Below are 22,401 nucleotides of genomic sequence, written 5' to 3'. Positions count from 1 at the left end.
CACAATGAAAAAAGAAGTCGCCTTTACCTGTGAACTGCCAAACGGTATTCACGCTCGCCCAGCAAACCATCTTGAAGCGGTTTGCCGTCAATTTAGCAGCGACATCACGCTGAAAAACCTGCGTAACGAGAACTCTGGTTCTGCGAAGAGTGTGCTTTCACTGGTGGGAACTGACACCCTACTGAATGACCCGTGCTCATTGATCATTGAAGGTGATGACGCAGAAGCGGCATTTGATGTGCTGGCGACCTACCTGCGTGAAGAATTCCCGCTTTGTGATGAAGAAATCGTAGTGATGGATGAGGGTGATGTGACCCTGCCACAATCACTGATGAACCATAACCCAACCCTTATCCGTGCGAAGCGTCTGTCTGCAGGTATCGCGAAGGGTAAATTGATTCGTTACAACGACATCGAATTGTCCGTGTTCGAGCAAGAAATTGCATCGCTGACTTTCGAACAAGCGAAGCAACAAGTGACTGAAACGCTGATTGATAAGGCTGAACTGGCGAGCGGCCAAGAAAAAGAAATCATCAAGGCGCATTTGGGTATCTTGAACGATGAAACCCTGAATGAAAAAGTGTCGGCTTTTGTGTCGAACGGTGAGTCGCTGGCGAAAGCGATTCTTCTGACCGTTGCGGCAATCACTGAAACCTTGATGCAATCGTCTTCGGCATACCTGAAAGAGCGTGTGCTGGACATTAAAGACATCGCATTGCAATTGCTGATGACCGCACACCCGCACGTTGAAGTATCAACAGACTTCACATTGACTGAACCGTCAATCGTGATTGCGAACGACTTAACGCCAAGCCAGTTCTTGGGTCTAGACCGTGAATTCCTGCAAGGCCTAATCCTGACGCAAGCGGGCTCTACTTCGCACACCGTCATTCTGGCGCGCGCATTCAACATCCCTGCAGTCTCTGGTGTTGAAATCGACGCATGCGCGAAGCACGAAGGCGAAACCTTGTTTGTCGATGGTGGCCTTGGCATCGTGGCACTTGCCCCTTCTGATGCAGTGGCGACTTACTTTGAACGTGCGATGTGGTTGGCAGAGCAAGTAAAAGCCGCTGAAAGCGAATACCTGAACCTACAAGCGCAGACCAAAGACGGTCACAAGATTGAAATCGCAGCAAACATCGCGTGTACCGTAGAAGCGGAGTCCGCGTTTGCGAAAGGCGCAGAAGGCATTGGTCTGTTCCGCACTGAAATGCTGTTCATGGATCGCAGCACGGCACCTGACGAACAAGAGCAGTTTGACGCGTACAAAGAAGTGCTGGAAGCCGCGGGCGACAAAGCTGTGATTATCCGCACCATGGATATCGGTGGTGACAAGCCGCTGGATTACTTGAACCTGCCACACGAGCACAACCCGTTTTTGGGTTACCGTGCGGTGCGTATCTACCCACAATTCCTCGCGTTGTTCCACACTCAACTTCGTGCGATTTTGCGTGCGGCGCAATACGGTCACACCAAAGTGATGATCCCGATGATTCAAAGCATCGAAGAAATCCGTTGGGTGAAAGCACAGCTAGAGATTGTGAAAGCGGAGTTGGTAAGCGACAACACACCATTCGGTGAGATTGAGCTTGGCATCATGGTAGAAATTCCATCGGTGGCGTTCATCATGGATCAGTTCTGTAAAGAAGTGGACTTCTTCAGCATTGGTTCAAACGACATGACCCAATACCTGCTGGCGGTTGACCGTGATAACGACAACGTTGCCAAGCTTTACAATAGCCTTGCGCCGTCATTCCTGCGTCTACTTCGCGCGGTGGTCTCTGGTGCGCAAGCGCACGATAAGTGGGTTGGCCTGTGTGGTGAGCTAGGCGCGAACAAGAAAGTGCTGCCATTGTTGGTGGGTGCTGGCTTGAACGAGCTAAGCATGGCGGCGCCAAGCATTGCTCCAACCAAAGCGGCACTTCGCCAGTTCGACAGCGAAGCGTGTAAAGCGCTGTTCAATGAAGCGTGTGATTGCGCGACGATTGCCGACGTAGAAGCTTTGCTAGAAGCGTTCGCACAATCTCAAGAAGACAAGCCACTGCTAGACGTTGAATGCGTGCTACTAGATTGCGACTTCAACAGCAAAGAAGAAGCGATTCAAACGCTGGTGGGCAACCTAGGTGTTCGCGGTCGTACTCACGTGGTGAATGAGCTAGAAGCGGATATCTGGGCGCGTGAGTCTGTGTTCACCACCGGCCTTGGCAATGGCTTTGCTATCCCACACACTAAATCAGACAACATTGCGCATTCGTCCATCTCTATCGCTCGCTTGAACAAGCCTGTGATTTGGAGCGACGACGAAGATGGCGCGGTCGAATTTGTCATCATGCTGACGCTAAATAAAAACCAAGGCGACCAGCACATGCGCATTTTCTCTGGCCTTGCGCGCAAACTTATCCACGAATCTTTCCGCAACACCCTAAAAACAATGACGACGGAAGCTGAAATCATCGGCTACCTGCAGTCTGAGCTTTCTTTGTAATACCCCATTACGATTTCAGGTGCTGCATCCCCCTGCGGCACCTTTTTTAAAAAAGGTAGAAGAATGAACATCAAGTTAGCGCCTTGTGCACTTGCTTTGTCTGTTGTTGGACTACTGATGAATTAAAAGTGAATAAATAAAAAATAATACAAGCCGCCTAATAGGTATTTAAGCAATGTGGACATGTTTAAGTGTCGGGCGGTTTTTTATATCCAAAAAACGTGAATAAAAAAATGAGGATGAATGTTTAAACATCCTCAATCCCTATAGTTAAACGTGAAGGTGTAACATGAAATTCAAAAAGAGTTTAGTTTGTGTTGCGGTAATAGCAGGAATATTGGGGTCGGCGGGTTGTACTACTCAGGGCATGTCTTTCACTGAGCAACCTGCAATTGAAATGGGATTAAACGTGCCAGTCACACCACATTCCTTACTTATACAACTGGACCGCAGAGCCTTGGAAAACCCAAGAAGTCGTCGACCACATTTTGGATGACATGTACCTCGCGGAGCCAAAAGGCATCATCGGTAACGAAGACGTTGGCGCAATGTCAGCGTGGTATGTCATGTCTGCCATGGGCTTCTACCAAGTGAACGCGGCTGATCCTACCTATACCATTGGCCGCCCTCTGTTCGATGAAGTGAGCATCCCTGTTGCAGGTGGTGAGTTCAAAATCAGCGCTGAAAACAACGCGGATGACAACTTCTACGTCAAATCAGTGACCATCAATGGCGAACCACTTGAAGACGGTTTGTTCTTCAAACACGCCGATATCAAAGCGGGTGGAAAACTCCACTTCGTGATGACTGGCGATAAAAACGAAGCGATGACGCCTATTCGTTAAGTGGGTGAGTAAGAATTAATGGCAAGCCGCTCTTAAAGAGCGGCTTTTTTATGCGGATTAGCATTCTTCGAAGGAATGACTGAAAGAGAGATTCGTGAGCTTTTGTTTCTTTGCTAATGCGACAAATTTCTCTGATGCAAGCAGCGGCTCGCCGAGGCGAATGTCATACCATGCTGCTTTCTCAGACACGATATCACGATACAAACGTATCCCGTCTAACTCTGCTTCATGGAGGTTTTCCACCGGCGCCATGACAACGCGCTTGATGCCATTCACGTTGGGAACGATGGCATTAAAGATGTTGAGTGTGCGCCAGAAGTACGCTTTCCCCAATACATCTCCTTTGCGGTTAACAATGTTAACGGGATAGAAATGATGGTTGTCTGCTTCCACACTCTCAATGCACGATTTGAATTTTTCACTGACCACTGAAAGGCCTAAATGCCATGTGTTGAAGTCTTCGCACATGTTGTCATTCAATGATCGTAACGTGTTCGGCAGCCACGCGGTATTGATCGTATGCTTGATGATGTCAAAGCGAGTATTGAGCATGCTGTCGTTGCCACTGTCGAAAAGCATCCTGTCTTCTGCGGTACTTTCGATGTTTCTATGTTCTTGTTCGAGCCTTCCCAAATTCTCTTTGTCTTTTTCACTCACAACGTCAAATCGCTTTGTTGCGTGAGCGGTGTCAGTCTCTGTTCGAATAAATGCCGCCATTGGTATGAGCTCTCCCTGTGAACATACCTGATAAGTAGAACAGATTTTATGTGCCGATGCAGCGAGGGTTTTCTTTATCGAGCGCGAAGAAAAAATATCGATACGGCGGTGAGGCACCCAGCAACTTGCTGTCACCTTGTCGTTAGAAGGCCCCACCTTTTGGGACGTTTTATGTTCTGCTCAAGCTACGCATTTAAACGGTATTCGCTCGGCGTCTTCCCCGTTTTCTGCTTAAACACACGACAGAAATAGTTGGTGTCTTTGAAGCCGCAACGGCGGGCGATTTCTTCCACTTTGAAGTTGTATTTCTTCAACATGAATTTGGCGCGGTCGAGGCGCACATAGGTCACGTAGTCGGCGTATTTCACGCTGCCTTCTTGGTTAAACAGGCGAGAGACATGTGCGGATGACACGCCAAAGCGGTTCGCGACGGAAATGCGGGTAATGTCTTTGTGGAAGTTCTCTTGCACGTAAATACACATGCTGCGATAGAGCTTCTCGCCGCGGCTGACTTTCTCTTGCTGTGGGTTTTGCAGTAACGCCAAGCAATACAAGATCAGTGATTTGGCTAGATGCTCGCCCATCACCGTGCATTTCTTCTCTTCAGCGATGCAGTTTAATGCGGCCAATACATGCTCAACAGCCATGGAAGAGGGCAATGGGAGCGCCTGCTTGATCACATCGACAAACCCTTCTCCTTCTTTGTAATGCACATAACTGAAGCCCACTTGGTTTTTGCTGAACAAGATGGAAATCATTCGTGAGGATTTTTCCCACGTGGGTTTGCTCCAGGCATTTGAAGGGATGTAAATCATTTGGTTTTCGGTGAGAGAGAGGTTCTCAAAACCTTGGGAAGAGTCGACCACCAAATCATGTTGACCCTCAATAATGATCTCAAGTCGATTAAAGTTAACTTGGTAAGAACCTTCTGGTGGCGTATTTTCGCCACAACAAACACGGACAAGTGGTCCATTAAATTTTTGTAGGGGTTCGGTTATTATTTTGTTCATTTTTTCGAAGCCTTATTTTTACCGATGAAAGTATTAATAAAGCGGGGTAAGGGCAAGGTAACTTTGATTTGAAACGACATGAATATGCCGTTTTATGACGTGGGTTAAATTAATGGAACAAGGAAAGAAAGAGGAATAAAAGAATAGAAAAACGGAGTGGTCTTTTTTAATCCCACTCCGCAACATTTCGTTATCGCTTGATTATGCTTGCGCTAGCATGCTTTCAAGTTTTGCGATGATTTCAGGTGCTTGTTTTGCTGCCTGAGCAACGGTAACTCGAACAATCTTTTTACCGTTGAAACGCTCTTCTTGCTTGATAGCGATGTCTTTAGTTAGAACCACTACATCTGCGCCTTCAACGTCTGCTGCAGTCAGTACGTTTTCGATACCGATAGCGCCTTGAGTTTCGATTTTAACGTCCCAGCCTTTTGCTTTTGCTGCGGTTTCCAACGCTTCAGCAGCCATGTAAGTGTGAGCAACGCCAGATGGACAAGAAGTTACGCCGATAAGTTTCATAATATTTCTCTCTTTTACACTTTTATTGTTTTTTAGTTCTATTTGGAGCGACAACCGAATTGTGGGTAAATCGCTCCGTTTAATTCAATGTTGCTTAGTCGAAAGACAGTTCTAGTTCTTCTGTATTCGCTTTTGTCTCTTCTTCGCGGTCAGCCACTGGTTTCTTCAGGTAGTTGACGACAAGGGCTGTGGTTGCAGAGCCTGCGATAACAGCGATGACATACATCATGCGGCCTTCGACAACCGGTAGAACAATCAGACCACCCCATGGTGCGTGGTTAAGAACGCCAGCCATGAAGGCTACAACGTTACCAACGATACCGCCTGCGATGATGGCTGGGATAACGCGTGCTGGGTCATTTGCTGCGAATGGGATTGCACCTTCAGTGATACCGATACAGCCCATGATTGCTGCTGCTTTACCAGCTTCACGCTCTTCTGGAGAGTATTTTTTAGGCGCAAGGAACGTTGCCAGTGCCATACCTAGTGGTGGAACACAGATTGCAACACCAACACCACCCATCAACCAAGGTTGAGTACCTACTTGAGTTTGAGCGAATAGGGTTGCGACTTTGTTGATTGGACCACCCATATCGAATGCAGTCATACCACCTAGAACCGCACCCAGTACCGCTTTAGATGTGCCAGCCATTGATTGCAGGCCTTCGTTCATGAATGCCATGAAGCCTGCGATAGGTTGACCGATTACCCATACAACCAGCGCAGAAACGATGAACGTACCGCCGATTGGAATGATGAAGTAAGTTGAAAGCGCTTTAAGCTTGTTAGAAAGAGGAATGCGCTTAAGCTGCAGAACAACGTAACCAGCGATGAAGCCGACGATGATTGCACCTAGGAAACCTGCTTGTACTTGGTTAGCAAGGTAAGCACCAATCATACCCGGAGCAAGTGCTGGGCGGTCTGCGATAGAGTAAGCGATGTAACCGCCAAGAACAGGAACGAACAGGGTGAAACCTGCGATACCCATGTCCCAAATACCTTCAAGGAACACGCCTTCTGGCACTGCGCCTTTACCGCCTAGCATTACAGACAATGCAAGTAGAACACCACCGGCAACAACGAACGGCAACATGTGGCTGGTGCCCGTTAGTAGGTGTCTTTTTAACTCCGAGAAATCAACTTTCATGTGTAAGACCTTTTTATAGTTTGACGATTGGATTTAGCGAGATAGATATTTTTTCCCTCTCGTTTATGGGGCTGATTATGCGCTGTGAATCCCGTGCTGGATATTGGACAAATAATCTCTTTACTGGAGAATTGTTGCATGTTGAATTGACTGAGAAGGCAATCACATAAACGCGGTTGTTAATGATTTTTAGTGACTTTCCGCACGTTTAAATCGCAGAAATAATAAAGGTAAGTCAGTAAGAATGCGGTTTGTAAAGGAAAGTTGATTTTATTTGTTAAATAAAATGAGCGAGTCAGATAGGCGAAAGTGAGGGCATAAACAAGCAGTGTAAATCACATTTTCACTGGATAAATAAAGACGACCTTCACATATTCTAGATTATACCTATACCCAAACAACCTGAAGATGCTCGATGTCAGAGGCCCTCAGAGTGTTCAATTCAAGGCAAATTCTTGTAGGAATAGTCATTCTATTTCACAGGGATTTAACGATGAAGTGGACGCTCTGAGGGCCTCCCTTCGGGCGAGTTTACTGACGCCATGCTCGGTGTTGTCCCTTTTTGATGGAGCGCACTACATCGGCAAAGGGACGCCTTGATCATAACATCAGTAAAGCTCGCTGAATCCTGCATCTTCAAGTTGTTTGGGTATATTACCCTCTAAATTAATCTCTGATATCGGAATTAGAGGTCGATTCGGCGATGCCTATTGCGTTGTGTGATGGATACGTGCTTTGTGGCATATTGGTTGTAAACGCGCAAACGATAAAGGAATGATGTTGAACGTTCGAATTGCACTGATCGGCGAATGCATGGTTGAACTCATCAAACAAGAGGGTGAAATGATGCAGGGCTTTGGTGGTGATACGCTAAACACGGCGGTCTACCTAAAAAGGCGGCTCTCTGGCATCCCGAATGACGTTGCGTATGTCACAGGGTTAGGGCGCGACCCTTTCAGTGATGAAATGATGGCTGCGTGGCATGCTGAAGGTATTAATACCGATTTGGTTTCACGTTCACAGAGCAAGCTGCCTGGCATGTACAGTGTGCATACTGATGAGGAAGGGGAGCGCGCCTTTCATTATTGGCGTAGCGATTCTGCGGCGCGATATTGGCTTGAGGGAATGGATATTTCTGTATTGGTGGAAAAGCTCAGTCATTTTAATGTGATTTACTTGAGCGGAATAAGCCTCGCCATTCTGCCAACTAAAAGCCGTGAAACCTTGTTTGAGGGGCTTGCCGCGCTAAAGGAACAAGGCTGCAAACTGGCGTTTGACAACAATTTTCGTCCTCGGTTATGGGCGTCACGGGCAGAAGCCAATGCGTGTCACCAGCAGATGTTAGCACTCACTGACATCGCGTTACTGACGTTTGACGATGAACAGGCATTGTGGGGTGATACAGATGTTGAGTCCACGCTATCTCGAACCCAACAGTTCGGTGTGCCCGAGATCGTCATTAAGCGAGGGAAAGCCCCTTGCTTGGTCTATTTTGATGGTGTTACTGACGCTGTGGAGGTTGAGCCGGTTAGCAAGGTGGTGGATACGACCGCTGCTGGCGATTCGTTCAGCGCGGGGTATTTGGCGAAGCGATTGCAAGGCGGTTTACCCATTGAAGCGGCAAAAGCGGCACATTCACTCGCAGGATGTGTCATTCAACATCGTGGCGCGATTATCCCACAAAACGCCATGCCAAAGGTGTAAATCCTGACAACGAAAAACAGCGCCAATCAGCGCTGTTATTTTGTTTGTCGTCATCACAGATCGGCGGCTATAGCTCGACGTTGGCAACCACTTTTTGCAGCAGATGAATGAGTTGAGAGTGTTCATCGTCGTTCAGTGTCGTCAAAAGCTCAGCGTTGATCGCCAATGGAATCGCGGCCACTTTGTCACGCAGCGCTTTGCCGCTTTCGGTGAGGTAGATGCGATAATTACGGCGGCTGTCAGGATCGTCACGTCGCTCTACGAGCCCGAGCTTTTCTAACTTGTCCAAGGTACGTGTCGTTGTCGAGTTTTCAACTTTGGCTTTTAACGCGATTTGACGCTGTGTGACGCCTTCTTCTTCCCACAAACACATCATGGTTGGCCAGAGCGCAACAGTAAGGCCATGCTGTTTTAGCTCGGCATCCAAGCGCTTTTCTGCCTTGCCTGCCACTACGTTGATAAGCCAACCAAAGCTTGCTTGGCGGTCAAATTCACTCATTTTTATTCTCTATGTTCAATGACACGGTTCAGGGGTGTTTGGGTATTTTGATTAAGCGATATTAACTCAACAGCATGCCGAACATGCCGCCAACGCTGATAAGCAGTATACCAGCACGAATATTCGAGCGGAAAAATACCGAAATAGGGCGAGGTAAGTGCTTCTGCGTGCCGGTGATCATCGCCTTTACCAGCGGGGTGCCTTTGCGCTTGTAGAAGATGATTGCGCTGATGTGCAATGCCACGGTAGCGACCAGTAGATAAGCACCATACAGATGCATCGTGACGAGCAGATCGGTGTCATAGAGTAGGCTGTCATCGCTGAGAAAAGCATCAAAGAAGCCTGCCATCGACATACCCACAAAACACTGCGTAAGCAGAAGTGACAGCATTGCGATTACCATCCAACCGCCTGCGGGGTTATGGCCTGCACCGTGGTGTGGGTGTTGACCCTTCATATAGCGATACACGGTGTTTGGGGAGCGCAAGAATTGGCGAAATCGACTCGTTTCGCTGCCAAACATTCCCCATAGTATTCGCCAAACAAGCAGCCCAGAGAGTGCGATGCCCAGCAACTCATGTGGCCCCGTCGCATTGAACCCAGTGATCGCGAGAAGGGTAAAGAGTAGAGCTTGAAGCCAGTGATAGAGGCGGGTGGGGAGATCCCAGATTTTCATTTTTCATGTTCCGACGTCGAGTGTTTGTGTTAATTTACACGACAATGGTTGCGCAGGCAATGATTGCAATGTAAATTGACGGTCAGTTTAGTGAGGAAATGCAGCATTCAGGTGTGACGTCAGTGCTTAAAACATGAGGACTGCGTGCATAGCTTAAAAGGCGCATGACCTGATATTCAATCCCCCAATTGCAACAGCATATTTCGGTTTTAAAGGAACAAGTTATGACAGGCTCATCGCGCAAGTTAGTACACACTCTGATTTTCGGCATCACGCTAAGTTTCATGGCGATTCCGTCAATGGCGGAGACGCAAGACGCTGTTGATGCGCGCCAAAAGACGTTTGTGTCGATGGCTGATTCTTTTAATAGCATGAAGAAATTGGAAGATGGGCGAGACACGGATTGGGACACGATCAAAACCATGGCGCTGGAAAATGCGGAATCCATCAGTTCGCTGCCGGGGTTGTTTCCTGAAGGCAGCCTAGAGGGAAGTCGAAGCAAGGAAACCGTGTGGACCAAGTGGGACAAATTTGAAAAAGGGTTGGTGTCGTTAGAAACAGCCTTTGAAGACATGAGCACTGCGGCGGAAGCACAAGATGCGAAAGCGTTAAAGAAAGCCTTCAAAACCGCCGATCGCAGCTGTAAAAGTTGTCATCGTGCTTATCGTTCAAAGTGGTAACCCTCAGAGAAACTCTTAACCGAAGCATCTTCAGGTTGTTGAGTTTCAATGCCTGTCCAGCGAGTGTTTTCATTGCTGACAGGCACTGCTGTGAATAGACACATCGTTTGTGTGTTGAGCATGCAGTTAACTGTTGTGCTCAGTGACAGGGAGCGCCAGCGTGACCCATTGATTCATGCCTCCTTCTAAAGATGAGACGTTAGTGAACCCCATTTTCTTTAATGACTCTGCGGCGAGTGCTGATCGTGCGCCTGAGCGACAGTAGAGAACGAGTTCGACATTTTCTATGTTTTCGTTACCTGTTTTCTGCGTCAAGTACGTCTGAATATTCATTTCTAGTACGCCGCGAGCGATTGGGTGGGCATGAGGGATCATGCCTTTTTCTAATTCTGCACTTTCTCTCACGTCAATCAGCACTGGCACGCCTAGACGTTTGAAAAGTGATTGCGGTGATATTTCCTTTATGTGGTTTTTTGCCTCAGCGACAAGCTGGTTACTTGTGAGGATCATATCTTTCTCCAATGACTAAGTGACAGTTCATTGATGATGAGGTTTCCAATCATCAATATGGCGAGTGTGATAAGCATGAAGCCAAAGCTTCGAACGATAAGAGTCCTGGGTAATCTGCCACCAAACCGCGCTCCTAAAACACTGCTGACTGTGCCAATAACAATCATTAATGCGATCATCGGCCACTGAAAATCGATAGGGTATGCGGTCTTAGCGGTGAAATAGCCCACAAAGCCAATCAAGGCATTGACTGAGATAATAAGTAAGCTCGTTGCTGTCGCGCCTGACAGAGAGATGTGCGTAAACATCAGAATGGCGGGGACAACCAAAAAGCCGCCTCCAACACCGACAAACCCGGTGATAAACCCAATCATGGCGCCAATGGCAATCAGTGAGAATGTCCAAGGGATGTGTTCAGTGGTAGGAGGTGCCTTTGGCATGGACATCAACATGCGAATGCCTGCGATTGCCATCAATAGTGAAAGCACCAAAAGCTGAAGGATAGCGGGGCTGCGTTCTCCTAAGGTTGCACCCCAATAGGCTCCTAAGACACCTGTCAGACCAAATTGCAAAAACAGTGGCCAATTTACCGTCTTATTCCTGACATTTTTAATTGACGATAGGAGGCTGATGGCACCCACAATGATGAGCCCGCTCGCGATGGCTGATTTTTCTTCAATGCCAAGACCGTGAATAAGGACGGGGATCGTGATGATGGCACCCCCCGAACCGAGCAGGCCTAAACTCAGTCCAATGATCAATGCACCTAAGACAAGTATCATGTTGTTTTCCTAACAACCTGTTTTTGTGTAGAAACATTAACGACATGATGTAATGGGAACAACGGAGGTTTACTTTACGTAGGCGATACAATTCCTATCTCGCTAGGGGGTGTGACCGTTAGAAGGGACGCGGTGGTGGGCAACGCCGATGCTGATGGGCGGCTGCGCTGTATGTGGCATTTGATCTTGTTGGAGTAAACGCGCGTGATTTCAGCAAAGAAAAAGGCACGGCGTTGTATGCGAGTGTGCATATCAATCACTGTGCCTTGCTCATGTTTGGATTGATTATCAGATGTTATTAAAGCGCTGCGACAGCGGCCTTCATTCTTTTTAAGGCTTCATCCAGCGTTTTTCTTGTACAACCAAAGTTCAGGCGCACAAACCTGCGATTGCCAAAATCTAACCCCGGTGATAAGCCAACGCCCGCCTCTTCAAAGAAACGATGAGGGTTATCAACGGGCAATCCGCTGCAATCAATCCATGCCAAATACGTGGCTTCGATGTGTTCGAGTTTCAGGCCTGGGATAGCATTGATTTCGGTCATGAGCAGATCGCGATGGCTAGTGAGGTAATTGAGCTGCGCTTGCAGCCATGGCTCTCCATGCTCATAAGCCGCTTCTGCTGCGGTGAAGGCCAATACATTTACGCCCGGCACGATGCCGCGCTTCACTTTGCTAAAGCGTTTGCGGATCTCTGCATTTGGAATAATGGCAATGGATGCACCTAACCCCGCGATGTTGAAGGTTTTACTCGGCGCCATCAGTGTGATGCTGCGTTGAGCGGCACTCTCATTGAGGCTTGCAAAAGGAATGTGGGTGAGCGAATCATCAAGGAGCAGGTCGCAGTGAATTTCATCCGAACATACAAACAGATCATGTTTCTCCGCAAAGGCCAATGTTGCTTCTAATTCCTCACGACGGTAAACCGTGCCGCCAGGGTTGAGAGGGTTACACATTTGGAATAGCCCACCTTTCCCGGTTAACTGCGCTTCTGCTGCGTCTAAATCTGGTAACCAACGGCCTTCATTCAATACGACGGGGGCTTTGACCAATGGCCTTTCCGCAAATTTGGCAGATGAAATGAAAGGCGGGTAAATCGGGCTTGGACTGATGATGGTTTGCCCATCGTCCGTCAGTGTTCTCGCGGCAAGGTTTAAACCACAGACCAAACCCGGCAAGTAAACCACCCATTCCGGTTGGACCTGCCATTGGTATTTTTCCGCCAAGCGGGCAATGAACAGCTCGGTCAGTTTTTCTGATGAATGTGTGTAGCCAAAAATGCCATGAGAAACACGTTCTTGGAGGGCTTCAATCACTTCGGGTGGGGATTGGAAATCGCTGTCTGCAACCCACATAGGCAAGATGTCTTGGCCTTTGTATTTATCCCATTTGTCGCTGTCTGTGTGAGTACGGTCAAGTTCTAGGTCGAAATTGAATGTGGTTTGGCGTGTTGTCATTGGCTCATCCTGCGGGTTAGCAATCCATTGAGCTTACTGAATTCAATTGTGCAAGGTAATCAAAACCCGCGCATTTCTTGAAATAGAGCAGGATATATGTGCAAAGAACCAAGCTGTCTTGTGTGGGAATGAATGCGGCGCTAAAACGGACAATGCGCCTTTCACGAGGCGCATTGTTTATTGAGGCTTATATGTCATGCTGAATGCACGACAGGTGGCTTGTTAGGTCACAGTGATCATGCGCATGGTGTTTGTTGTGCCCACATAACCGACGATATCGCCTTGCGTGAAGATCACTACATCCCACGGCTTCAAATACCCCATTTCTTTGAGCATCTTAATGGCTTTGTGCGCGACCTCTGGGCCAGCGCCTGTGTCACTTTCAAAATACACGGGCGTAACACCACGGTAGAGCGCAGCGCGGCTGAGTGTCGATTCATGCTGAGAAAGGGCAAAGATGGGTTTGCCCGAACTGATACGCGACATCATCAGCGCTGTCTTGCCCGATTCGGTCAGCGACACCATGGCTTTTACTTTCGGCATGTGGTTTGCCGCGTACATGCTTGCCATCGATACCGTTTCTTCAATCAGTTCAAATTCTTTGTTTAAACGGTGGTTAGACACGTTAATGGACGGCATTTTTTCTGCACCTACGCACACTTCCGCCATGGCTTTCACGGTTTCTAGCGGGTAGTCGCCTGCCGCTGTTTCTGCTGAAAGCATCACGGCATCTGTGCCGTCGAGTACGGCGTTTGCAACGTCCATGACTTCTGCGCGCGTCGGCATGGGCGCTTTGATCATGGATTCCATCATTTGTGTGGCGGTGATAACACAGCGGTTGAGAGCACGTGCGCGTCGAATGAGTTTTTTCTGCACACCCACCAATTCCGGGTCACCAATTTCTACCCCAAGATCCCCGCGCGCCACCATGACGCAATCCGAAGCCTCAATGATGTCATCGATGTTTTCATCGGTAGCGACAGTTTCTGCGCGCTCTACTTTAGCAACAAGGCGAGTTTCTAATCCTGCATCTCTTGCCAGTGAACGCGCCAATCGCATGTCATCGCCGTTACGCGGGAAAGAGATTGCCAAGTAATCCACGCCAATTTGTGCCGCGGTGAGGATGTCTTGTTTGTCTTTGTCTGTCAGGGCTGGGGCCGACAAGCCGCCGCCTTTTTTGTTGATCCCTTTGTTGTTCGAAAGCGGGCCACCCACTGTCACCTCGGTGTGCACACAGGTGCCTTTAACGGAAATGACTTTAAGTTGAACACGGCCATCATCGAGCAACAGAATGTCACCGTTAGACACGTCTTTTGGCAATTCTTTGTAATCCAGGCCGACACGCTCTTGATCGCCTTTGCCTAGAGGAAGGTCACTGTCGAGAATGAATTTATCACCCACTGCTAAGGTGATCTTGCCGTTTTCAAATGTTGAGACGCGAATTTTAGGGCCTTGAAGATCGCCTAAGATGCCAATGTGTTGCCCCAACTTCGCCGCAATGGTTCTCACTTTTTGTGCCCGCGCCACATGGTCTTCAGCGCTGCCGTGTGAGAAGTTCATTCGGACGACATTTGCACCTGCAGCGATGATCTGCTCAAGCATGTCGTCTTTATCTGTCGCTGGGCCAAGAGTGGTGACAATTTTCGTTCGACGCATCGGTTCAGTCATGAATATCTCCAAAGTGAATGCTTAGTTCAAAAAGCAACAGCATCTCGTACTGCCAAAGTGAATTCCGTATTTGTTAATAAAGTGTAGCCGAGGAGGGTGGTGCGCGGAAAAAAGAGAGAAAAAAGGCAGACTTAGTGTCTGCCTTTGAGCGGTTAGGTCAGTGACTCTTTGTTAAATCGCGAGTCCTTGATGGCGTCTTTTACGCGTTTTAGGTTCTCTCGGAACCCAGGGCCTCGTCGTAACGTAAAGCCTGTGGCCAATACGTCAATCACTGTCATTTGCACCACGCGGCTTGCCATTGGCATATAGATGTCGGTGTCTTCTGGTACATCTAGGGTGATGGTTAGCGAACACACTTTATCCAGTGGCGAGCCTTTTTCGGTGATACCAATAACAGTGGCACCGTTTTCTCTTGCAAGGGTTGCTACATCAACCAGTGATTTGGTACGGCCCGTGTGAGAAATAACCACCACAACATCACCGTCTGAACAGTTAATGCAGCTCATGCGTTGCATGACGATGTCATTGAAACAAACGATGGGAATGTTAAAGCGGAAGAATTTGTTTTGCGCATCGTGCGCGACGGATGCTGACGCGCCAAGACCAAAGAATGATATCTTCTTGGCTTGTGTCAGTAGGTCAACAGCACGGTTAATTTGGTGTGGATCGATGCTGTTTTTAGCAACATCAAGGCACGCCATGGTGGACTCGAAGATTTTTGCGGTATAGGCGTCAGCACTGTCATGTTCTTCAACGTTGCGGTTTACGTAAGGCGTGCCATTAGCAAGGCTTTGCGCAAGGTGAAGTTTAAAGTCAGGGAAACCTTTAGTGTCCAAACGACGGCAAAAACGGTTGACGGTAGGCTCACTTACATCCGCCAATTTTGCCAAGGTAGCAATGCTCGAATGAATCGCTGTTTGTGGCGACGCAATGATCACCTCAGCGACTTTTCTTTCCGATTTGCTGAAATTTTCAATATTTTTTTGTATTTTTTCTAAGGTATTCATCCAGATTACCGCTTTGCGTCCGCTGTAAAATTTATCGGCAGGGTCGTTGATGAAATCTGTAAAACGACAGTACCGACTTGAAGTTTAGGATAAAAAAAATCCTCAATAATGTTATAGATAAGTCTAACGTTTGGTGGTTAGTAAGAACATTTTATTGGGGTTTTGACATTAAAAACTTTGTATTCATTCACGCTTTGAGTTGTTTTATTACACAAGTTCGGAGTTTTTTTTCATCAAAAATTAAACTTTTGCCCTCATGTAGCACGTATTCTGTGCTTTTTTCCGATTACTGAAACTGGATTACAGAGAACTTTCTATGAAGAAACCATATAAAACAGTGTCCGTATGTGGATGCGGCTGGCTAGGATTGCCATTGGCCGAATCTCTGGTTCAATCGGGCTATCGTGTCTTTGGCTCGAAGCGAGATCAAACTGACGCCGACGCGCTAAGTGCAAAAGGGATCCAAGGGGTGTGTTTCGATGTGTATGCACCGACTGCTTCTCTTTGTAATGCTTCCCCTGGTATCGATGCGCTGTTTAGTGCTGACGTGCTCGTTGTGAATATCCCACCCGGAAGGCGTGACTTTGAGCGCGCACGTTTTGTTAACGCCATGAAATCTTTAATAGATACTGCAAAACAACAGGGCGTGAAACAGCTCATTATTGTAAGTACCACCTCTGTCTATGGGGAAGTCACGGGTAACGTAACAGAAGAGACGGTTTGCCAGCCAAACACAGAATCTGGCAAGGCGCATCGAGCGATTGAAGACCACGTATTAAAGACGTTTCCTGAAACGGGCGTTGTGTTGAGATTTTCTGGACTCATTGGTGCAGAGCGACACCCTGCGAAGCATCTTGCTGGAAGGGAAGGCATTGCCAACGGCAATGACCCTGTGAATTTGATTCATCGTGACGACTGTATTCAAGCGATCTCCCTCATTATTCATCAGCAAATTGGCGGGGAAATTCTGCACCTCAGTGCCGATGATCATCCAACGCGGGTGGCATTTTATGCTTGGGCTGCGGGGGAGATGGGGTTACCACTGCCCACCTTCGAGCTGACGGGTGGAGAAGGGAAATGTATTTTGGCTCAAGGGACGCTCGACACGTTAAAGATGTCACTGAAGTATCCGTCGCCCTTTGATATGCCATTGCCTGTTGTGAGTGCTGAATAAGGCGCCCATCGTTGCAAACAAGCTCAGGTCCTGAACACGTATTTAGGACGGGACAACAGATAAAAAAAGCCCGCTTCATAGAAGCGGGCAACATAAATGTTTTGTAACTAGGAGTAAGAAAAAGCAGCAGCATTTAGCGATAAGTTAGACATCATGTTTGGCGGCCAGCTATACATTTAAAGGCACTTATTCGCTATCTACATATACTCTGACGCCCCGTGTTTTGTTTAGTTCAAAATAAATTCACTTTTTTACGAATTTCTTTTCTCTCTCCTTCTCTATACCGCTTTGATCCCAATAGAAACCCATGCGCTGAATGCGTTCCTTTTTCGGGTTGCTGTGTTCGTCTGAGAAGACATGTTCCCTGAGTTGGCATCGTCGTGAGTAAAAAGAGGGTCAAATGGCAGGGAATCGACAGTAACGGGGAAAGGTCAGAGGAAAAGACAAAAGAAAACTGTTTTAGAACCAGCAAGATGAAAAAAAGCCCGTACGCAAATTGGCGTTACGGGCTTCAGAAGATCAAAACTTCTTAAGAAAAAGCAGTGGCATTATATGTGACCTGTCACTGTTGGATTTGTTCCCGCTGTCTTCCATTTTTTTCTCAAAAATGAGCGTTTATTTTTTCTTTGAAAAGAAAAATGTATAGATAACAACAGGATAATTTTTGTGACTTTATTTTGAATTTGACTGCGGTCACGCCTCCAATTGTTTTTGGCTTGTTATTAATGCTAACGAGATGTAAAGTTAAACGGGTGTTTAATACAGGTGAATGAAAATGGCAGGGAAAGGCGAAACTAAGGGCAAAATCCTTGATGCGGCAGAACAGCTTTTTGCTGAGCATGGCTTTAAAGACACCTCACTGCGTACCATCACAAGTAAAGCAGGTGTTAATTTGGCGTCTGTGAACTACCACTTTGGCGACAAAAAGTCTCTGGTTCGCGCTGTCCTTGAAAGATATTTAGAGCAGTTCATGCCCCAGTTAGAAAATGAGCTGAAAGCACTCCTCACTGAAGACAATGCCTCAATGGACGACGTCTTCGCTTGCACAAAAAAACCACTTCTTGAGCTTGATAAGTTTCGCCGTCATGGCGCGTCTGTGTTTATGCAACTTATCGGCAGAGGTTATACCGACGTGCAAGGTCACTTGAGATGGTTCATTACAACCCGCTATAGCGGTGTTCTCTCTTTGTTTACTCAGGCTGTCTCAAAAGCCAACCCTACACTTAAACCAGAACACATTTTCTGGCGTTTGCACTTCACACTTGGTGCAGCAATTTTCACTATGGCGTCGAATGTGGCACTGAGTGAAATTGCGGAGAACGATTTTGGTCATACGGTCTCAATAGAAGAAATTTTAGACCGATTGATCCCTTATCTTGCTGCAGGTGTAGATGCTTCTGTAAGCAAAGAATTAATGCTGGTGTCGAGTGATTCATCACTGAGCGCGAGCTAAAGAATAATAAGAAAGTAAATTAACGTCTTACGAAACAAAAGGATCTGAATCATGAGCTCTCAACCATCACTAAGAAGACGCTACCTCAGCGATCCGGCGTTTAAGTTTTTCAAAAAAGTCCTTCCTCCACTTTCCGAAACAGAGCGTGAAGCAATGGAAGCGGGGAGCGTTTGGTGGGATGGAGAACTGTTTGCAGGTAACCCTGATTGGCGCACACTGCTTCAATACCCGAAACCCCGTCTTTCTGAGGAAGAACAAGCGTTCGTTGATAATCAACTCGAAACGCTTCTAGATATGCTGGATGACTTCGACATTGTTCAGCAGCGCAAAGATTTGCCGCCAGAAGTGTGGGCGTATCTGAAAAAAGAAAAGTTCTTCTCACTGATCATTTCAAAAGAATTTGGTGGTCTCGCGTTCTCGGCCTATGCGAATTCGACGATCGTCTCTAAGATCGCGACGCGCAGCTTGAGTGCGGCAGTGACAGTGATGGTCCCCAACTCGTTAGGCCCTGGTGAACTTCTGACTCACTATGGTACTGACGCGCAAAAAAACTATTGGTTGCCACGTCTAGCGAACGGCGAAGACGTGCCATGTTTTGCACTGACTGGCCCAGAAGCAGGCTCTGATGCGGGCTCTATCCCTGATAAGGGTGTGGTTTGCATGGGCAAATTTAATGGTGAAGACGTACTGGGTATCCGCCTGACGTGGAACAAACGTTACATCACGCTTGCACCGGTTGCCACGGTTCTCGGTTTGGCGTTCAAGCTAGATGATCCTGATGGTTTGATTGGTGACACAGAAAACCTCGGCATTACCTGTGCATTGATCCCCGCGGATCACGAAGGCGTTGAAATTGGTGAACGTCACAACCCACTTGGCTTGGCGTTCATGAATGGTCCTACACGTGGTGAAGATGTTTTCATTCCGATGGATTGGGTCATCGGTGGTCAAGATTACGTGGGCAAAGGCTGGCGCATGCTGGTGGAATGTCTGTCAGCAGGTCGTGGTATTTCTCTACCTGCGTTGGGCACCGCTGTTGGGCATCTTGCAGCTCGCACAACGGGCGCATATTCGTACGTGCGTAAGCAATTCGGCATGAACATCGGTAAGTTTGAAGGTGTAGCGGAAGCGCTAGGCCGTATCGGTGGGTATACCTACATGTTGGAAGCAGCCCGTACGCTGACGACTACCTCGCTAGACATGCATGAGAAACCAGGGATCGTGACAGCGATTGCCAAATATCACATGACAGAGTTGGCGCGAACGATTCTGAATGACTCAATGGATATCCATTCAGGTCGTGCTATTCAGCTTGGTCCTCTTAACTACATTGGCCATCACTACTTTGGTATGCCTGTGGCTATCACGGTGGAAGGGGCGAACATACTGACGCGTAACCTCATGATCTTTGGTCAAGGTGCGACACGCTGTCACCCTTATGTTCTTAAGGAAATGGAAGCGGCGGCTAACACTGACGATAACAAAGGCGCAGAAGAATTTGATGCCTTACTGATCAAGCACATCAGTTTCGCGACAAAGAACGTCTTTAAGTCATTCGGGAACGCGTTTACACGCTCTCGCTTTAACCATTCGCCAGTGTCTGGTGAAACCGCTGACTATTACCGCCAATTGTCACGCATGAGCCGAGCGCTTGCAGTGACTGCGGATGTGTCAATGTTGACCTTAGGTGGTGAACTTAAACGTCGTGAGATGATTTCAGCGCGATTGGGCGATGTGTTGAGTAACCTTTATTTGGCATCTGCCGTGCTTAAGCGTTTTGAAGATGAAGGTCGTCAACAATCAGACCTTCCACTTGTCCATTACTCGCTTCAGCATTGTTTGAACAAATGTGCGATTGCTTTTGATGGTGCATTCAATAATTTCCCACGTAAAGGCGTTGGCTCTTCTCTACGTGCGCTGCTGTTCCCATTGGGCATGCATTTCAAAGCACCCTCTGATGACGTTGCGGTAGAGATTGCGAACTTATTGATGACACCTGGCGCGCACCGCGAACGCCTCACGCACCTTTGCTATGTCGGCAACAAGGAAACAGATCCGGTTGCAATCATGGAGCGTGCGTTTGAAGCCATGCAATCCATCCGACCGATTGAGAAGAAAATGGCTGTGGCCGCGAAGAATGGTCAAATTGCACGAAAAGGCCCGCTAGCGGATCGTCTTGCCCAAGCCCTTGAGCAAAACGTGCTGACGGAAGATGAGATTGAGCAAGTGAAAAAGGCTGACGCACTGCGTTCTAAAGCCATTCAAGTTGATAACTTTGACCCGTCTTGGTTTGCACCAGCAGACACTGCATCTGCAGGAAAAGGGAAAAAAGGTAAGGCTGCGTAATTCAATCTCTTACTCTAAAAACGCCGCATTTGCGGCGTTTTTTGTAGCTAACACCTCCAACCACTGCCTTAAACCCACCTTTTGCAACAAAATTGAGTGCCAAAACAAGATGAAGTATTTATCCTAAGCCCAACTTTGTAAGGAAGGTTGAATATGATCATCAAACCGAAAATTCGCGGATTTATCTGTACGACGACGCATCCAAAAGGCTGTGAAGCTAACGTTAAAGAGCAAATCGAATACACCAAAGCCCAAGGTCCTATCGCAAACGCACCGAAGCGTGTGCTGGTAATTGGTTCATCAAGCGGCTACGGCATGTCATCGCGCATCGCTGCGGCGTTTGGCGGCGGTGCGGCGACCATCGGTGTCTTCTTTGAAAAACCAGGGACTGAGAAGAAGCCTGGTACAGCGGGTTGGTACAACACTGCTGCATTCGACAAATTTGCAAAAGAAGAAGGTCTCTACAGCAAGAGCTTGAACGGTGATGCTTTCTCTGATGAAGCAAAACGCAAAGCGATTGAACTGATTAAAGAAGACTTGGGCCAAATCGACATGGTGGTTTACTCGTTGGCATCGCCAGTACGTAAATTGCCTAAAACCGGTGAAGTGGTACGTTCGTCTTTGAAACCGATTGGTGAGACGTACACATCAACAGCGGTTGATACAAATAAAGACGAAATCATCCAAGCGAGCGTAGAGCCTGCAACCCAAGAAGAAATCAAAGACACCATTACCGTTATGGGTGGCGAAGATTGGGAATTGTGGATGCAAGCCTTGTCTGACGCAGATGCATTGGCTGACGGCTGTAAAACAGTGGCATACAGCTATATCGGTACTGAACTAACGTGGCCAATCTACTGGGACGGTGCGCTAGGCCGTGCGAAGATGGATCTGGACCGTGCAGCATCAGCATTAAATGACAAATTGTCTACCACAGGTGGCAGCGCGAATGTGGCCGTACTGAAAAGTGTTGTCACGCAAGCGAGCTCAGCAATCCCAGTTATGCCTCTCTACATCGCGATGGTGTTTAAGAAGATGCGTGAGCAGGGCGTTCACGAAGGCTGTATGGAACAAATCTACCGTATGTTCAGTCAGCGTCTTTATAAAGAAGATGGCACAGCGCCTGAAATGGACGATAAGAACCGTCTACGTTTGGATGATTGGGAACTGCGCGATGACATTCAACAGCATTGTCGTGATCTATGGCCTCAAATTACGTCAGAGAACTTGAAAGAACTGACGGACTACGCTGAGTACAAAGAAGAGTTCCTGAAATTGTTCGGTTTTGGTGTCGTTGGCGTAGATTATGACGCAGATGTAAACACAGAAATCGACTTCGACGTTAAAGCTATTTAAGTTTTTCTGTCTCTAAAATGAAAGAAGCCAGTCACTATGTGCTGGCTTTTTTGTTTTTGAAACAACCCTGCTAGATAGTTTTTGATAAAAATTTCCAGTCAAAATTGCTAAAAGTTTGATCAATGTGGCTGATATTTATCATATTTGGTTGATAAAGAAGCAAACGAACAAAAACGACATAATTAATGCGTGACAGCCTCAAAAAGTTAGGTAGAATGCGGCCCATACCAACGAGGAAGACAACTTCCAGAGTGAGTATGAACCCCTCGGGGTTGAGAAACAAAGGCGCGTTGGCAGAGTGGCTATGCAGCGGATTGCAAATCCGTGGACCTCGGTTCGACTCCGGGACGCGCCTCCATTTGCGACACTA

At 47.5% G+C, this 22,401-nt stretch carries 18 protein-coding genes, 1 tRNA gene and 1 pseudogene; 9 read left to right on the top strand and 11 right to left on the bottom strand.

The genetic code is table 11. From position 1 onward, the window contains the following. The first annotated feature begins 4 nt into the window (after positions 1 to 4). Both ptsP and BM082_RS13870 read left to right on the top strand, forming a co-directional pair. Complete coding sequence (ptsP, locus tag BM082_RS13875) at positions 5 to 2,485, top strand: phosphoenolpyruvate--protein phosphotransferase (RefSeq protein WP_074927358.1); 2,481 nt, start codon at positions 5 to 7, stop codon at positions 2,483 to 2,485. Between the two features lie 416 nt (positions 2,486 to 2,901). Beyond that, positions 2,902 to 3,330 (top strand): annotated as a pseudogene (locus tag BM082_RS13870) (glycoside hydrolase domain-containing protein); the annotation flags it as partial. Positions 3,331 to 3,387: 57 nt separating this feature from the next. On the opposite strand, the gene BM082_RS13865 reads toward BM082_RS13870, so the two are convergent. The 4 genes from BM082_RS13865 to BM082_RS13850 all read right to left on the bottom strand — a co-directional run bounded on the left by BM082_RS13865 (position 3,388) and on the right by BM082_RS13850 (position 6,720). Then, a complete protein-coding gene (locus tag BM082_RS13865) occupies positions 3,388 to 4,047 on the bottom strand; it encodes an imm11 family protein (RefSeq protein WP_074927354.1) in 660 nt (219 codons plus the stop codon). Positions 4,048 to 4,232: 185 nt separating this feature from the next. Beyond that, entirely contained in the window at positions 4,233 to 5,057 is an 825-nt protein-coding gene (locus BM082_RS13860) for a helix-turn-helix transcriptional regulator (RefSeq protein WP_017010979.1), read from the bottom strand. Positions 5,058 to 5,258: 201 nt separating this feature from the next. Beyond that, positions 5,259 to 5,573, bottom strand: a complete 315-nt coding sequence (locus tag BM082_RS13855) for a PTS fructose-like transporter subunit IIB (protein ID WP_017010978.1) — start codon at positions 5,571 to 5,573, stop codon at positions 5,259 to 5,261. Positions 5,574 to 5,667: 94 nt separating this feature from the next. Then, a complete protein-coding gene (locus tag BM082_RS13850) occupies positions 5,668 to 6,720 on the bottom strand; it encodes a PTS fructose transporter subunit EIIC (RefSeq protein ID WP_017010977.1) in 1,053 nt (350 codons plus the stop codon). A 777-nt stretch (positions 6,721 to 7,497) separates the two neighbouring features. Between BM082_RS13850 and kdgK the strand changes: the two genes are divergently transcribed. Beyond that, positions 7,498 to 8,424: a 2-dehydro-3-deoxygluconokinase gene (gene kdgK, locus BM082_RS13845; protein WP_074927352.1), complete on the top strand. Its 927-nt coding sequence runs from the start codon at positions 7,498 to 7,500 to the stop codon at positions 8,422 to 8,424. 67 nt (positions 8,425 to 8,491) lie between these two features. Here the strand turns inward: kdgK and BM082_RS13840 are convergent, their stop codons facing one another. Both BM082_RS13840 and BM082_RS13835 read right to left on the bottom strand, forming a co-directional pair. Further along, complete coding sequence (locus BM082_RS13840; RefSeq protein ID WP_017010975.1) at positions 8,492 to 8,923, bottom strand: MarR family winged helix-turn-helix transcriptional regulator; 432 nt, start codon at positions 8,921 to 8,923, stop codon at positions 8,492 to 8,494. 61 nt (positions 8,924 to 8,984) lie between these two features. Next, entirely contained in the window at positions 8,985 to 9,599 is a 615-nt protein-coding gene (locus BM082_RS13835; protein ID WP_074927349.1) for a cytochrome b/b6 domain-containing protein, read from the bottom strand. Positions 9,600 to 9,823: 224 nt separating this feature from the next. On the opposite strand from BM082_RS13835, the gene BM082_RS13830 reads away from it, so the two are divergent. Next, entirely contained in the window at positions 9,824 to 10,279 is a 456-nt protein-coding gene (locus tag BM082_RS13830) for a c-type cytochrome (RefSeq protein WP_074927347.1), read from the top strand. Positions 10,280 to 10,405: 126 nt separating this feature from the next. Here the strand turns inward: BM082_RS13830 and BM082_RS13825 are convergent, their stop codons facing one another. From BM082_RS13825 to BM082_RS13805, 5 genes are all read right to left on the bottom strand, one after another. After that, a complete protein-coding gene (locus BM082_RS13825) occupies positions 10,406 to 10,789 on the bottom strand; it encodes a rhodanese-like domain-containing protein (protein ID WP_074927345.1) in 384 nt (127 codons plus the stop codon). Then, entirely contained in the window at positions 10,786 to 11,571 is a 786-nt protein-coding gene (locus BM082_RS13820; RefSeq protein ID WP_074927343.1) for a sulfite exporter TauE/SafE family protein, read from the bottom strand. Before BM082_RS13820 ends, BM082_RS13825 begins: the two co-directional genes overlap by 4 nt. Before the next feature lie 298 nt (positions 11,572 to 11,869). Then, complete coding sequence (locus BM082_RS13815) at positions 11,870 to 13,027, bottom strand: MalY/PatB family protein (RefSeq protein WP_074927341.1); 1,158 nt, start codon at positions 13,025 to 13,027, stop codon at positions 11,870 to 11,872. Positions 13,028 to 13,249: 222 nt separating this feature from the next. Beyond that, on the bottom strand, positions 13,250 to 14,695 hold the full coding sequence (gene pyk / locus BM082_RS13810) for a pyruvate kinase (RefSeq protein WP_017010968.1): 1,446 nt from the start codon (positions 14,693 to 14,695) through the stop codon (positions 13,250 to 13,252). Between the two features lie 152 nt (positions 14,696 to 14,847). Then, positions 14,848 to 15,702 carry a MurR/RpiR family transcriptional regulator gene (locus tag BM082_RS13805; protein ID WP_017010967.1) on the bottom strand — a complete coding sequence of 285 codons (855 nt, stop codon included), beginning with the start codon at positions 15,700 to 15,702 and terminating at the stop codon, positions 14,848 to 14,850. Positions 15,703 to 16,018: 316 nt separating this feature from the next. Between BM082_RS13805 and BM082_RS13800 the strand changes: the two genes are divergently transcribed. The 5 genes from BM082_RS13800 (at position 16,019) to BM082_RS13780 (ending at position 22,389) form a co-directional block, all read left to right on the top strand. Beyond that, on the top strand, positions 16,019 to 16,876 hold the full coding sequence (locus BM082_RS13800) for an SDR family oxidoreductase (protein ID WP_074927339.1): 858 nt from the start codon (positions 16,019 to 16,021) through the stop codon (positions 16,874 to 16,876). A gap of 775 nt (positions 16,877 to 17,651) precedes the next feature. Further along, entirely contained in the window at positions 17,652 to 18,329 is a 678-nt protein-coding gene (psrA, locus tag BM082_RS13795; RefSeq protein ID WP_017013988.1) for a TetR family transcriptional repressor PsrA, read from the top strand. Between the two features lie 51 nt (positions 18,330 to 18,380). Further along, the gene (locus BM082_RS13790) at positions 18,381 to 20,675 is read left to right on the top strand and encodes an acyl-CoA dehydrogenase (protein ID WP_017010964.1); all 2,295 of its coding nucleotides are present in this window, start codon (positions 18,381 to 18,383) and stop codon (positions 20,673 to 20,675) included. Positions 20,676 to 20,828: 153 nt separating this feature from the next. After that, positions 20,829 to 22,031, top strand: coding sequence for an enoyl-ACP reductase FabV (fabV, locus tag BM082_RS13785; RefSeq protein WP_017016864.1), 1,203 nt, complete (start codon positions 20,829 to 20,831; stop codon positions 22,029 to 22,031). A gap of 284 nt (positions 22,032 to 22,315) precedes the next feature. Next, a tRNA-Cys gene (locus tag BM082_RS13780) sits at positions 22,316 to 22,389 on the top strand. The last annotated feature ends 12 nt before the right edge of the window (positions 22,390 to 22,401 follow it).

Source organism: Enterovibrio norvegicus DSM 15893 (assembly GCF_900115495.1).
Lineage (GTDB): Bacteria > Pseudomonadota > Gammaproteobacteria > Enterobacterales > Vibrionaceae > Enterovibrio > Enterovibrio norvegicus.
This window is presented reverse-complemented; position numbering and strand designations above follow the sequence as displayed.

What these genes read in the sequence shown, in the direction of transcription:
- ptsP (WP_074927358.1), top strand. Translation starts at nt 5, where the DNA reads ATGAAAAAAGAAGTCGCCTTTACCTGTGAACTGCCAAACGGTATTCAC.
- BM082_RS13865 (WP_074927354.1), bottom strand. Translation starts at nt 4,047, where the DNA reads ATGGCGGCATTTATTCGAACAGAGACTGACACCGCTCACGCAACAAAG.
- BM082_RS13860 (WP_017010979.1), bottom strand. Translation starts at nt 5,057, where the DNA reads ATGAACAAAATAATAACCGAACCCCTACAAAAATTTAATGGACCACTT.
- BM082_RS13855 (WP_017010978.1), bottom strand. Translation starts at nt 5,573, where the DNA reads ATGAAACTTATCGGCGTAACTTCTTGTCCATCTGGCGTTGCTCACACT.
- BM082_RS13850 (WP_017010977.1), bottom strand. Translation starts at nt 6,720, where the DNA reads ATGAAAGTTGATTTCTCGGAGTTAAAAAGACACCTACTAACGGGCACC.
- kdgK (WP_074927352.1), top strand. Translation starts at nt 7,498, where the DNA reads ATGTTGAACGTTCGAATTGCACTGATCGGCGAATGCATGGTTGAACTC.
- BM082_RS13840 (WP_017010975.1), bottom strand. Translation starts at nt 8,923, where the DNA reads ATGAGTGAATTTGACCGCCAAGCAAGCTTTGGTTGGCTTATCAACGTA.
- BM082_RS13835 (WP_074927349.1), bottom strand. Translation starts at nt 9,599, where the DNA reads ATGAAAATCTGGGATCTCCCCACCCGCCTCTATCACTGGCTTCAAGCT.
- BM082_RS13830 (WP_074927347.1), top strand. Translation starts at nt 9,824, where the DNA reads ATGACAGGCTCATCGCGCAAGTTAGTACACACTCTGATTTTCGGCATC.
- BM082_RS13825 (WP_074927345.1), bottom strand. Translation starts at nt 10,789, where the DNA reads ATGATCCTCACAAGTAACCAGCTTGTCGCTGAGGCAAAAAACCACATA.
- BM082_RS13820 (WP_074927343.1), bottom strand. Translation starts at nt 11,571, where the DNA reads ATGATACTTGTCTTAGGTGCATTGATCATTGGACTGAGTTTAGGCCTG.
- BM082_RS13815 (WP_074927341.1), bottom strand. Translation starts at nt 13,027, where the DNA reads ATGACAACACGCCAAACCACATTCAATTTCGACCTAGAACTTGACCGT.
- pyk (WP_017010968.1), bottom strand. Translation starts at nt 14,695, where the DNA reads ATGACTGAACCGATGCGTCGAACGAAAATTGTCACCACTCTTGGCCCA.
- BM082_RS13805 (WP_017010967.1), bottom strand. Translation starts at nt 15,702, where the DNA reads ATGAATACCTTAGAAAAAATACAAAAAAATATTGAAAATTTCAGCAAA.
- BM082_RS13800 (WP_074927339.1), top strand. Translation starts at nt 16,019, where the DNA reads ATGAAGAAACCATATAAAACAGTGTCCGTATGTGGATGCGGCTGGCTA.
- psrA (WP_017013988.1), top strand. Translation starts at nt 17,652, where the DNA reads ATGGCAGGGAAAGGCGAAACTAAGGGCAAAATCCTTGATGCGGCAGAA.
- BM082_RS13790 (WP_017010964.1), top strand. Translation starts at nt 18,381, where the DNA reads ATGAGCTCTCAACCATCACTAAGAAGACGCTACCTCAGCGATCCGGCG.
- fabV (WP_017016864.1), top strand. Translation starts at nt 20,829, where the DNA reads ATGATCATCAAACCGAAAATTCGCGGATTTATCTGTACGACGACGCAT.